Source organism: Thauera sp. 28 (genome assembly GCF_000310145.2).
In the GTDB taxonomy this organism is placed as follows: Bacteria; Pseudomonadota; Gammaproteobacteria; order Burkholderiales; family Rhodocyclaceae; genus Thauera; species Thauera mechernichensis.
Genome location: NZ_AMXA01000009.1, coordinates 68,351 through 80,168 on the forward strand (window position 1 = coordinate 68,351; position 11,818 = coordinate 80,168).

Annotated in this window: 10 protein-coding genes and 1 tRNA gene; 6 read left to right on the forward strand and 5 right to left on the reverse strand. The window is 66.5% G+C overall.

The window, feature by feature from the left end; genetic code table 11:
- Positions 1-75: 75 nt before the first annotated feature.
- Positions 76-1,275, reverse strand: a complete 1,200-nt coding sequence (locus C662_RS08895) for a GGDEF domain-containing response regulator (RefSeq protein WP_002927646.1) — start codon at positions 1,273-1,275, stop codon at positions 76-78.
- 26 nt (positions 1,276-1,301) lie between these two features.
- Positions 1,302-2,297, reverse strand: coding sequence for an oxidoreductase (locus C662_RS08900; protein ID WP_002927648.1), 996 nt, complete (start codon positions 2,295-2,297; stop codon positions 1,302-1,304).
- A 173-nt stretch (positions 2,298-2,470) separates the two neighbouring features.
- On the opposite strand from C662_RS08900, the gene C662_RS08905 reads away from it, so the two are divergent.
- From C662_RS08905 to C662_RS08915, 3 genes are all read left to right on the forward strand, one after another.
- Positions 2,471-3,340 carry an HDOD domain-containing protein gene (locus C662_RS08905; protein ID WP_002927650.1) on the forward strand — a complete coding sequence of 290 codons (870 nt, stop codon included), beginning with the start codon at positions 2,471-2,473 and terminating at the stop codon, positions 3,338-3,340.
- Between the two features lie 106 nt (positions 3,341-3,446).
- Complete coding sequence (locus C662_RS08910) at positions 3,447-4,022, forward strand: LemA family protein (protein ID WP_002927652.1); 576 nt, start codon at positions 3,447-3,449, stop codon at positions 4,020-4,022.
- 64 nt (positions 4,023-4,086) lie between these two features.
- Positions 4,087-4,989, forward strand: coding sequence for a hypothetical protein (locus C662_RS08915; RefSeq protein WP_002927655.1), 903 nt, complete (start codon positions 4,087-4,089; stop codon positions 4,987-4,989).
- A gap of 42 nt (positions 4,990-5,031) precedes the next feature.
- On the opposite strand, the gene C662_RS08920 is transcribed toward C662_RS08915, so the two are convergent.
- A complete protein-coding gene (locus C662_RS08920) occupies positions 5,032-6,957 on the reverse strand; it encodes an ATP-binding cassette domain-containing protein (RefSeq protein ID WP_002927658.1) in 1,926 nt (641 codons plus the stop codon).
- Positions 6,958-7,144: 187 nt separating this feature from the next.
- On the opposite strand from C662_RS08920, the gene C662_RS08925 reads away from it, so the two are divergent.
- The 3 genes from C662_RS08925 to C662_RS08935 all read left to right on the forward strand — a co-directional run bounded on the left by C662_RS08925 (position 7,145) and on the right by C662_RS08935 (position 9,996).
- Entirely contained in the window at positions 7,145-9,172 is a 2,028-nt protein-coding gene (locus C662_RS08925; protein WP_002927660.1) for a site-specific recombinase, read from the forward strand.
- A gap of 17 nt (positions 9,173-9,189) precedes the next feature.
- Positions 9,190-9,264 (forward strand) — tRNA-Arg (locus C662_RS08930).
- A 72-nt stretch (positions 9,265-9,336) separates the two neighbouring features.
- The gene (locus C662_RS08935) at positions 9,337-9,996 is read left to right on the forward strand and encodes an HAD family hydrolase (protein WP_002927664.1); all 660 of its coding nucleotides are present in this window, start codon (positions 9,337-9,339) and stop codon (positions 9,994-9,996) included.
- Positions 9,997-10,012: 16 nt separating this feature from the next.
- On the opposite strand, the gene C662_RS08940 is transcribed toward C662_RS08935, so the two are convergent.
- Positions 10,013-10,822 carry a S1 family peptidase gene (locus C662_RS08940; RefSeq protein ID WP_002927667.1) on the reverse strand — a complete coding sequence of 270 codons (810 nt, stop codon included), beginning with the start codon at positions 10,820-10,822 and terminating at the stop codon, positions 10,013-10,015.
- Complete coding sequence (locus C662_RS08945; protein WP_002927668.1) at positions 10,819-11,721, reverse strand: transglycosylase SLT domain-containing protein; 903 nt, start codon at positions 11,719-11,721, stop codon at positions 10,819-10,821. Before C662_RS08945 ends, C662_RS08940 begins: the two co-directional genes overlap by 4 nt.
- Positions 11,722-11,818: the final 97 nt, after the last annotated feature.

Consider the following 11,818-nt stretch of genomic DNA (forward strand, 5'->3'; position numbering starts at 1 on the left):
CCCTGTACTGCAAATGACGTGTTGCCTGCACCGCAGCGCCGGGACAGCGCAGCGAAACCTGCGACCACTCCTGCTTCAGATGGAGGTCCGGGTGGACTCCCCGTCATCATCATCACCATCGGCTGCGCTTCTGTTCTTGAGGGCATCGAGATGCCTGAGCGGCAGTCCGCAGTGAGTCTTTGATTCTATCAATTCGAGCAGCGGCATCAGCGCCGCGATGATCTCGGGCAACTGGCGCTCGACCTCGTCGCGCGCACCCGCTCGCACCTGCCTGAGCGCGCCATCGATGCTGACGAGGCGGCCGAGCGCACGCTCGATGGAGTCGGCATCCACCTCGCCGGCATCGGCGACCACGCGATTGCCCCCCGCGGCGCGCGCGGCCGCGGTACGCTCGAGCGCCAGGCCCAATAACTCGCTGACCGCACTGCGCCCGTCCACCACGGCGTTGGCAACGCCTATGCTGAGCGTGATGCGGATGCGCTCCTCGCGGTAGCCCATCACCAGCTTCTCGACGCTGCTGCGCAGGCGCAGCGCAAAGGCACAGCTCGAAACGCGATCGATGCCGGGCGACAGCAGTGCGAACTGCGAGGCCGAGTGCTGCGACAGCGTGTCCTCGGCGCGAATACGCCCGGTGAGCATCTTCGACAACTTGCGCACGATGAGTTGCACGACGTGCGCGCCGTAGCGATCGACAAGCTCGTCGAACTGGTCGAGCTCGATGACCAGAGCGGCAATGTCGGTCTGGCGGCGCAGCGACTCGGCCTCCACCTGACTGGCACGATGCTGCAGGTAGCCCTCGCTTGCGAGCCCGGTTTCCGGGTCAACCGGACTCTGGCGGGCGAGCGCGGCACGGCTGCGTTCGAGCTCGAGCTGGGCCTTCGACAGGCGCACCAGCGAGGTCAGGGTGGCGAGGAGCTCGACACTGCCCGCCCCTTTGGTGACGAAGCCGTTGGCACCCAGGGTGAGCGCCCGCTCACGGGCAGATTCGTCCTCGTCGCCGGAAATGATGACCACCGGCAGCTCGCGTACCCGCGCCACCTTCGATGCCCGGATGCGCTCGAGCAGGCCGTAGCCATCCAGGCGCGGCATTCCGATATCGGTGAGCACGAGATCGATGCCCGGATCGACCAGCAATGTCTCCCATCCGGCTTCGCCGTCGGGCTCCTCGCGCACTTCGAAGCGGCCGCGAATGAGCTTGACGATCGTCGCCCGCACCATGCGCGAGTCGTCAACCACGAGGATGCGTGGCAGCTTGTCGTCTTCGCTCGTCACCACCTCGCCCCCGTTTTACCTGTGCCCGCTCAGGCGCCGATGCGGACGACAGTGCGGCCCTTGACGCGGCCCTGGATGAAATCGTCGAAAGCCGCTGGCAAGGCATCGAAGTCGATCGTGCGAGTGACTGCCGCGAGATGACGCGGCTTGAGGTCGGTTGCGAGGCGGTCCCACACGCGCTGGCGGGTCGGAAAACCCATGTAGCCTGAATCGATGCCGAGCAGGCTGACGCCGCGCAGGATGAAAGGGAACACCGTGGTGTCGAGCTTGAAGCTGGCCGCATTGCCGATGCTCGCCACCGTGCCCGCCTGCTTCATGGTCGCCAGCACCCAGTGCAGCACCGGACCGCCGACGTTGTCCACCGCCCCCGCCCACTGCGCGGCTTCGAGCGGGCGCACCTTGTCGAGATCGATCTCCGATCGCAGCTTGATCTCGGCCGCACCGAGCATCTTCAGGTAGTCGGCCTCGGCCTCCTTGCCGGTGAGTGCGACCACGTGGTACCCGAGGTTGGCCAGCATGTCGATCGCCAACCCGCCGACGCCACCGGTGGCCCCGGTGACGATGACCGGGCCGTTGGCAGGCGCGAGGCCGTTGTCCTCCATGCGCACCACGCCGAGCGCGGCGGTGAAGCCCGCCGTACCAAGGGCCATGGCTTCGAACAGGTCCAGCCCTGCAGGCAGGGGCACGACCCAGCCCGCGGGCACGCGCGCATATTCCGCATAGCCGCCGTGATGCGCGACACCGATGTCGAAGCTGGTGGCGATGACCTTGTCACCGGCCTTGAAGCGCGCATCGGCGCTGTCCACAACCTCGCCACACAGGTCGATGCCGCCCACGCAGGGAAAGCGCCGGATGATCTTGCCCGCCCCGGTAGCCGCCAGCGCATCCTTGTAGTTGATGCTAGAGTAATGGACGCGGATGGTCACCTCGCCAGCGTCGAGCTGCTCGGGCACAAGCGCACCCATGCGGCTGACAACCTTGCGGTTCTCGTCCTGGTCGATCACGAAGGCCTTGAAGGGGGTCATGCGGACGTCTCCTGTGTGTTCGTAGCGTGGCCGTGAGGCCATTTCGACGCCGTAATTATAGCTCCAAGCGACGGGCGGGCCATTGGCCTGCCGCATGCCCCCAGGCAGCCCTTCAGTTCCGCCCGCCGGAGGCCGATAATGCAGCACAACACACGCCTTCTGCAGAGGTCCGCATGTCTTCGCTGTCACAGGCCCTGCCATCCGTGCAGGCCTATGTCGATCATTTCTCGGCCCAGCCCCTGCCGGTGCTGCGGCGGACGATGCTCGACCTTGCCGCGCTGCGTGACAGCGGGGAGTCTGTCGGTGCCAAGCAGCTCGCCAGCGTGGTGCTCTCCGACCCGCTGCTGACGATGCGACTGCTCACCCACATCGAACGCAACCGGCGCGAATCGCAGAACCACGACATCACCACCATCGAACGCGCGGTGATGATGCTCGGCATCGAGCCTTTCTTCAGCACCTTCGGCGACCTGCCGACTGTCGAGGCAACACTGGCAAGCCAGCCCAAGGCCCTGGTTGGAGTGCTCAAGGTGATCGGGCGCGCGCGCCGGGTCGCCGACTACGCACGCGATTTCGCCATACAGCGCCGCGATCTAGACGTACAGGAAATCACCGTCGCCGCCCTGCTGCACGAAGCGACCGAGATCGTTTGCTGGATCCACGCTCCGGCTCTCGCCCTGAGGGTTCAGGAGCAGCTGGTGGCATCTCGCGGTCTGCGTAGCGCAGAAGCCCAGCGCGATGTGCTGGGCGCCACCGCCGCACAGATCCAGCTCGGCTTGACCCGTGCTTGGCGCCTGCCGCAACTCCTCGTCCAGCTGCTCGACGACAGCCAGCAGGACAACCCGAGGGTACGCACGATCAAGCTCGCCGCCGACCTTGCCCGGCACCTTGCCCGTGGCTGGGACGACCCTGCCCTGCCCGACGACCTGGCCGCCATCGAAGCCCTGCTGCACCTCGGCCGCGAACCCCTGCTCCTGCGCCTCGGTGCACCTGAGGAGGCGCGCGCACGCCTGCTGCCTCCAGAGCCCGCGGAGCCTGCCTGACGCACACGCCACCGTGCCCGCGCCGTTGCGCGGCAGGCGTGTCATGTGTAACAGGATTGTTCATGCCAGCGATCTACAATGGTATGAATAACACAGGAGTCGTCCAATGAGCATTGGCAATGCGGTCTTCCTCGCCCTGATCGTCCTTGCGCTGGTCTGGAGCGTGGTGGTCTACAACGGCCTGGTACAACTCAAGCACAACATCGCCAAGGCCTGGGCGAACATCGACGTCCTCCTCAAGCAACGCCACGACGAACTGCCGAAGCTGGTGGAGGTCTGCCGCCAGTACAAGCAGTTCGAGCAGGAAACGCTGGCCCGTGTCACCGAGGCGCGCGCACGTGTCGCCAGGGCGCGCGAAGCCCACGACGTGCCCGCGCTGGGCGCTGCCGAGAACCTGCTGCGCGCGGGCCTGGGGCAGATCTTCGCGGTTGCCGAAGCCTATCCGGAGCTCAAGGCCAACGAGCACTTCATGCAGTTGCAGACACGCATCACCGCGCTGGAAAACGGCATCGCAGACCGCCGCGAGTGGTACAACGAATCGGTCAACGTGCACAACGTACGCATCGAGCAGTTTCCGGACCTGATCATTGCGCGCCTGTTCAACTATGTTGCCCAGCCGTTGCTGCAGTTCAGTACGGCGGAAAAGGCCGACGTCGACCTCAAGGCGCTCTTCAATGCCTGAGACGCGGCCGACGCGCAGCGTGCGCTAGGCTTTCGCCCCCCGCCCGCAGCACCACGACCGCCTGATGCTGGTCCAGCTTCGTCATCGACCGACGGACGTCATCCTGCCCTTCGTGCAGTTTGGCGCCGTCGTGCTCGCCCTCAGCGCAGGCGAAGGGCCGGGTGCAGTGACCGGATTGGGTGTACTGCTGGCCACCGGACTGATCGGCTGGAAGCGCGCGCTGCGCCACGCACGCCTGATCGCCGACACACCGACCTCGCGCATCGCCTCGGCGGCCCAGGGCTATACCGAGCTGCGAGGACGCGGCCAGCCGCTCGACGGTACGCCGCTGCGTTCGCCGATCAACGGCTTGCCCGTGCTCTGGTACCGCGTGCTGATCGAGCAACGCCAACGCGACGGCAAGTGGAAACGGGAGACCGTAGACGAGAGCGATGCCTCCTTCCTGCTCGAGGATGCAAGCGGGCAGTGCGTGGTCGACCCCGAGGGCGCGGACATGATGGTCAAACGCTGCGACGTCGTACGCCGTGGCGACATGCGCTATACCCAGTGGTCGCTGATCCGCCACGATCGCATCTATGTGCTGGGCGATTTCGCCACCTTGGGCAGCGTCAATACCGACTTCGATTTCTCGGCCCAGGTGCGCGAGCTGCTGGCCAGCTGGAAGGCCGACCACCCCGGCCTGCTGGCGCGCTTCGACCTCGATGGCAATGGCGAGATCGATGTACGCGAATGGGAGCTCGCGCGTTCCCAGGCTCGACGCGAGGTACGCAGGCTACACGAGGAAGTGATGGCAGCGCCCGAGGTCCATGTGATGCGTCGGCCGACAGGCCGGCGCCTTTACCTCATCTCCGATCACGACCCCGCCCGGATCGCGCGCAGGTATCGCGCGCTGGCGATCTTCCATGCCGCAGTGGTCATTGCTGCAGCGGCGGCCACGGCCTGGTTCGCCCAGATCGGGGTGTTCTGAGCTCGCATCGCCAGCTGGCCGCCGACGGCAGGCCAGGCATGCTCAACCTGCGGCGCGCGACTCCAGCGCCTCCCAGCGCAGCATCGCCGCCTCGATCTCGCCTTCGATCGCCTCGAGCCGCGCCTTGACCTGCGCAACCTCCTGCGGTGCGTCCTGATACAGCGCGGGGTCTGCCATGCGCGCATGCAGGCGCGTCTGCTCGTCCTCCAGGGCGGCGATGCGGTCGGGCAAGGCGTCGAGCTCGCGCTTCTCGTTGAAGGAGAGCTTGGTCGGGCGATTGGCGGCCGGCTTCGCCTCGGCCGCGCGCGGCTTGTCGACTGGCGCCGTGGCACGGCGAGCTTGTTGCTGGGCGGCGGACTGCGCCTCGGCACGCATGGCCTGTACGCGCTGCCAGTCGCCGTAGCCGCCGGCATACTCCCCCCACAGCCCATCACCTTCGGCCGCAATCACCTGGGTAACCACGTTGTCCAGGAAAGCACGGTCATGGCTGACCAGGAACAGCGTGCCGTCGTAACCGGCAAGCAGCTCCTCGAGCAGGTCGAGGGTCTCGATATCGAGGTCGTTGGTCGGCTCGTCCAGCACCAGCACGTTTGCCGGGCGTGCGAACAGACGTGCCAGCAGCAGGCGGTTGCGTTCGCCCCCCGAGAGCGACTTGACCGGCGAGCGCGCTCGCTGGGGGGCGAACAGGAAGTCGCCGAGGTAACCGATGACGTGCTTCCTGTCGCCCCCGATGTCGACATAGTCCGACCCCGGGCTGATGACCTCGGTGAGCGGCAGCTCGGGATCGAGTTGCTCGCGCAGCTGGTCGAAGTAAGCCACGCTCTGGCGGGTGCCGCGGCGTACCGAGCCCTGATCGGGCTCCACGTCGCCGAGGATGAGCTTCAGCAAGGTGGTCTTGCCCGCACCGTTGGGGCCGATGAGGCCGATACGGTCACCACGCATGATGCGGGTCGAGAAGTCGCGTACCACCAGCTTGTCGCCATAGCGCTTGGATACGTGGGTGAGTTCGGCAACCATCTGCCCGCTCTTGTCTCCCGTATCGACCGCCAGGCTGACGCTGCCCAGGCGGTCGCGGCGCGCCGCGCGCTCTCGGCGCAAGGCTTCGAGGCGGCGCACGCGGCCCTCATTGCGGGTACGGCGGGCCTCCACGCCCTTGCGAATCCACACCTCTTCCTGGGCGAGGAACTTGTCGAAGCGTGCCGCGGCCTTGTCCTCGGCGTCGAGTTCCTCCGCCTTGCGGCGCTGGTAGTCGGAAAAGCGCCCGGGGTAGCTCGCCAGACGGCCGCGGTCGAGCTCGATGATGCGGGTCGCGACGTGGTCGAGAAAGACGCGATCGTGGGTGATGACGATGACCGCACCGCGAAAGTCGCGGATCAGCTCTTCGAGCCACAGGATGCCATCGAGGTCGAGGTGGTTGGTGGGCTCATCGAGCAGCAACAGATCGGGCTCGGCCACCAGCGCACGCGCCAGCGCGACGCGCTTGACGCCGCCCCCCGACAGACTGGAAACCTTTGCCGCGGGATCGAGTCCGAGGCGGGCGACGACCTGCTCGACGCGCTGGTTCAGGCGCCAAGCGGCGGCGGCTTCGACCGCATGCTGCAGGGCATCGAGCCGTGCCAGCGCCTCGGGCGTGGCATGCTCGGCGACCGCAAGCATGGCCGCGTGATAATCGACCAGCAGCTTCGCGGCGCCACCGAGTCCGTCGGCGATGGTCTCGAAAACGTCGCGCTCGAGGCCGAAGTCGGGCTCTTGAGGCACATAGGCCGTGACCATCTCGGCCTGCCGCCAGACTGTGCCATCATCGAGCGCGGCCTGGCCGGCGAGCACCCGCAGCAAGCTGGATTTGCCCGAGCCGTTGCGTCCGATCAAGGCGACACGCTCGCCTGCATCGAGCTGGAAACCGACGCGATCGAGCAGGTCGACATGACCGAAGGCGAGACAAGCGTTATCGACTGAAAGAAGAGGCATCTGCGCGGTTGCGGCAATCGGCCGCGGGTTCGGGAGAGGGGCGTCGATTTTAGCCGGCTGCGGGCGCTCAGGGCGGATTACCGCATAATGCAGTGCACAAATCCGCCCAAGGCGGCAATTTCGCGGGCGTGGCAAGCTCATCGCGGCACGCCCGACGGCAACACGGAACAGCATCAGGAAAAGACATATGGAACGATTGCTCGAACGCTTCGGCGACCACGACGAGGATCAGGTCGCGTTGTGGGCAAGCCTGGTGGGGAAGTTGCGTCCGGCCAGGGCCGACCAGGCCGACGAAGCCATCGAGAACCTGCGCGCGCTGCAACGTCTGCTGTCGCGGCGGGCGGACCTGCTCGCAAACCTGCGCGCCGCATGCCTGCGCCTTTTCAACGAGCGCAAGCAGGTCACGATGTACGTCTCGTCGGGCCTGCTGCCTTCGACGGGCTTCTTCTCCGAGACCTCTCACCGCATCGGCAACCGGCTGCTGCCGGAGGTGGTGGACACCACGCACCTGAAGGATTTCCTGTCGGCGATCTTTCACCGCGTGGATGACGAGCAGTGGGTCAATGCCATCCCGGACGACGACTGGGTGGCGTTCCTGGGTCTGCTCGTCGGCCACCAGTCGCCGATGTTCGAAGAAGATGCCAACGCACTGCCCCAGGCCGTGCGCGAGGTACTCGAGGCGTTGCGGGTGCTGTCCTTTCATGTCTCGGCGATCGGCCTGGACCGCGAACTGGTGCGCATCGACCCCAACCTGGAGGAGCACGAGTCGCCCTTCCTTGCCCAGAACGCCGAACTGCTGAGCTACATCCAGCATTACAGCGACTGGTGGACGACGCCAGGCGCACTGATTGCCGATGACAAGCACCTGATGGTGATGCTGCATCAGTGCGACGAGATCCTGCAGCGGGTGCGCAAGCGTGCCACCCGCATCGGCACCAGCCTTACCCTCACCTTCAAGCTCGAACGCCTGCGCCAGCACCTGGAACGCATCAACGAGTTGGTGGCCCTGCTCGGTGAGCTGCGCACCCGGCGCGTGGTCGAAGACGCCGCGCCGCGCATCGTGCGCCTGTTCAAGACCCTGGTACGCGCCGAGTGCCGCAAGAACATCCTCTCCGACTACTGGGGCAAGAACGTCGAGCTGCTGTCGCTGCGCATGACCGAGAGCGCCAGCAAGACGGGCGAGAAGTACATCACCAATTCACGCGGCGAGTACTTCGGCATGCTCGCCTCGGCCGCACTCGGTGGCCTCATCATCGCCTTCATGGCGGCCAACAAGATCGTGCTCGGCAGCCAGGGCTGGGCACCACTCAACGAGTTGCTGTCGTTCTGCCTCAACTATGGCCTGGGCTTCGCCCTCATCCACATGCTGGGCGGCACGGTGGCGACCAAGCAGCCGGCAATGACGGCCAACGCCATCGCCGCCTCCATCGGCGAGGCCAAGGGCAAGGGGCGCGACCTCGATGAGCTTGCCGACCTCATCGTACGCACCATCCGCAGCCAGGCCGCAGCGATCGCGGGCAACATCGGCGTGGCCATCCCGATCGCGCTGGTGGTGGGCCTGATCATCCACTTCGCCACTGGCAGCCACTTCGTGTCGCCCGAGAAAGCCCACCACCTGCTCGACGAGATCGATCCGCGTGGCGGAGCGCTCTTCTTTGCGGCCATTGCCGGGGTATGCCTGTTCATGTCGGGACTGATCGCCGCCTTCTACGACAACCTGTCGGCCTACAACCGAGTACCGCAACGCCTGCGCCAGTTGCGCTGGCCCAGGCGACTGCTGGGTGCAGCGCGTGCCGAACGACTGGTGAGCTATATCGAGAACAACCTTGGCGCGCTGGCCGGCAACGTCTTCTTCGGCTTTCTGCTCGGCGGTGCGACCGCCATCGGCGTGCTTTTCGGCCTGCCCATCGACATCCGCCACATCGCCTTCTCATCGGCCTATCTGGGCTATGCATCGGTCGCACTCGATTTCGCCGTGCCGCTGACCACGGTGGCCATCGCATTCTCGGGCGTACTCCTGATCGGGCTGGTGAATCTGCTGGTCAGCTTCACGCTGACGCTGAGCGTGGCGATGCGCGCGCGCCGCATCACCTTCGAGCAAGGCCGCAGCCTCGGCGGCCTGTTGCTTCGCCGCCTGCTGCGTGCGCCGCGCGCCTTCCTGCTCCCCCCGCGCCCGGGCGACGCCGCACTTGGTCAGGCGCCACCAAACGGCTAGAATGCGCGCCCTGAGTCCTCGTCATAGTTCAATGGATAGAACGGGCGCCTCCTAAGCGCCAGATCCAGGTTCGATTCCTGGTGACGGGACCAATTCGACAATTCAACCCCTCCGCGCTGCACGGCTGCGGCACGCCGTGCGCGGCACATTGGTCCCCGGCCTGCATGCTCCGTTACCCGCACGTGCTGTTCGACCTCGACGGCACCCTGATCGATTCAGCCCCTGCCATCCTCGCCAGCTACCGCGAAGCGTTTGTGGCTGCGGCTTGCGAGCCCGTGATGCCGATCGACGCCGGCATCGTCGGCCCCCCGCTGCTCGAGACCCTGCAGATGCTGACGGGCAGCAAGGACAGCGCACTGCTCGACACCCTCGCCGGGCACTTCAAGGCCAGCTACGACAACACGGGATACCGCCAGACGGCGGCCTACGGCGGGGTGACGGAAATGCTCGAGCGCCTGACGGCGGCAGGCTGTACGCTGTCGATCGCCACCAACAAGCGCCTGCACCCGACACGGCTGATTCTCGACCACCTGGGCTGGAGCCGTCATTTTGCTGCCGTTTATGCCCTGGACGCATTCGAGCCACGCCTGCCAAACAAGGCCGCCATGATCGCGCGCCTGATGCAGGACCGTGCGATTCCCCGCGACCAGGCGATCTACGTGGGCGACCGCAGCGAGGACGGCGAGTCTGCAGACGCCAATGGCCTGCCCTTCCTGGCCGCCACCTGGGGCTACGGCAGCCTGGAGGCCGGCGAGATGGCGCCGCACTGGCGCGCAGTGTCCACCCCCGCGGCGCTGGCCGAGGACATCCTCGCACCGGCCTGAACGCCAGGCTTCCAGCCTACCTCACCTCGCCGAGCAGGCGGTGCAGATGCTCGACGGGAATCGCGTAACTGATGCCCGAGGGGTCGGACAACACGCTCTCCTTCGTACCCTTGACGAACACCATGTTGAGCACGCCCAGCACAGCGCCGCTTGCCGGATCGTACAGGGGGCTACCGCTGTTGCCTGGATAGGCGGTGGCGTCGAGCTGGTAAACACGAAAGACGTCGTTTGCCAGGCGGCGAACCAGGGCCGGATTGAGGTCGCGGGCATTGGCCTGCGGAATGCCGATCGGCGTAATCGCGGAGACGATGCCACGGTGCGTGACCGGCGTCATGCCGAGCACGTTGCCGATCGGAAAGCCGGTAAAGGCGATTTCCTGCCCTTCGCGTACGCCGCCACTGGCAGCCAGACGCAGAGCGGGTAAGGCCGGCCCTGCGCCGAGCTTGAGTACGGCAAGGTCACGACCGCGATCGGTCGCGGCGACGCTGGCCGTGCGCACGGTGCCGGTCTGCCCGTCCCCCGGCAGCACGATGACGAGGGCCTCCATGTTGGCCGTATCGAGACGCTCGGGCAGGACGTGCGCATTGGTGGCGACGAGCTGCCCATCGCCAACGACGAAACCCGTGCCGCGAAACTGGAAAGCCGGGCTGCGGGTACGCTGGTAGGTGCCCACCGCCACGATCGAGGGCTTGATACGCGGCACCGTGGCGACGAGATCGGCACGTGCGCCCGTCGGCAGGAACAGCGCCCCAGGCAGGGCTAGCGCGGCCGCCAGCAGGCGGCGACGGGTCGGATCGTGCCGCGGTGACGGGCGGCGCGCGTTCATGAGTCGTGATCCTCCTGGCTCGCCAGGCGCAGGGTCTTGAGGCGTGGACTGGGCGCAACCACGCGACTGTCGTACGGATGCCGCCCCTGCCCGACATGGCGCAGGATGCGCTCGACATAGGCCTGCGTTTCCCGGTACGGCGGCACGCCGCGAAAACGGTCCACCGCACCCTCGCCCGCGTTGTAGCCGGCCGCAGCCAGTGCAACATCGCCCTCGAAGTAGGCGAGCAACCAGCGCAGGTAGGCAAGTCCCCCGCGAATGTTCTGCTCGGGATCATAGGGCTTGGTGACCTTGAAGCGCGCTGCCGTCTCCGGGATGAGTTGCATGACCCCCATGGCGTTCTTGGGCGACAGGGCTTGCGGGTTCAGTGCCGACTCGGTGAGTGCGATCGCTAACGCCAGTTGCGGCTGAATGCCGTAGCTGGGCGCCAGTGTGATGAGCAGGCGGGCAACCTCCTGCCGCTCCGCAGGCAGGCGCGCCACGAGCGCCTCGACCGGCCAGCGCGGCGGCATGATCTCGGCCGGCGTATGCAGGCAGCTCGGCACATCGCCCGCCGCCTCACCGGTGAAGCGCAGCATGCGCTCGGCGTGCGCATGGCCGAGCTTGGCAGCCATTGCGAACAGGGTGCTCGCATAGGCGTCGTTGCGCTCCACGCCGCGCCCGTTGGCGTACATCCAGCCAAGGGCGTACATACCTTCGGCATCACCGAGTCGAGCCGACTCGCAGTACAGCCGCGCTGCATAGACCTGATCGCGGGGCACGCCCTCGCCATGCTCGTAACCCAGCGCCTCCTCGGCGAGGTAGCGCGCCTGCTGCGCGAACGCCGCCGCGACGACATCGCTGCTCACCGCGCCAACAGGCGCCGTACCGACACCGGCGAGGCAAACCCCCACAAGCATACGGCGCAGGCGTGCGCGCCACTCACCCTCACTGCGGCATGTGGAGGACCTGCGTGTGAGACCGAATGCGCTATCGACCATGATTCATGTATGGCAG

What these genes read in the sequence shown, in the direction of transcription:
- C662_RS08900 (WP_002927648.1), bottom strand. Translation starts at nt 2,297, where the DNA reads ATGACCCCCTTCAAGGCCTTCGTGATCGACCAGGACGAGAACCGCAAG.
- C662_RS08905 (WP_002927650.1), top strand. Translation starts at nt 2,471, where the DNA reads ATGTCTTCGCTGTCACAGGCCCTGCCATCCGTGCAGGCCTATGTCGAT.
- C662_RS08910 (WP_002927652.1), top strand. Translation starts at nt 3,447, where the DNA reads ATGAGCATTGGCAATGCGGTCTTCCTCGCCCTGATCGTCCTTGCGCTG.
- C662_RS08915 (WP_002927655.1), top strand. Translation starts at nt 4,087, where the DNA reads ATGCTGGTCCAGCTTCGTCATCGACCGACGGACGTCATCCTGCCCTTC.
- C662_RS08920 (WP_002927658.1), bottom strand. Translation starts at nt 6,957, where the DNA reads ATGCCTCTTCTTTCAGTCGATAACGCTTGTCTCGCCTTCGGTCATGTC.
- C662_RS08925 (WP_002927660.1), top strand. Translation starts at nt 7,145, where the DNA reads ATGGAACGATTGCTCGAACGCTTCGGCGACCACGACGAGGATCAGGTC.
- C662_RS08935 (WP_002927664.1), top strand. Translation starts at nt 9,337, where the DNA reads ATGCTCCGTTACCCGCACGTGCTGTTCGACCTCGACGGCACCCTGATC.
- C662_RS08940 (WP_002927667.1), bottom strand. Translation starts at nt 10,822, where the DNA reads ATGAACGCGCGCCGCCCGTCACCGCGGCACGATCCGACCCGTCGCCGC.
- C662_RS08945 (WP_002927668.1), bottom strand. Translation starts at nt 11,721, where the DNA reads ATGCTTGTGGGGGTTTGCCTCGCCGGTGTCGGTACGGCGCCTGTTGGC.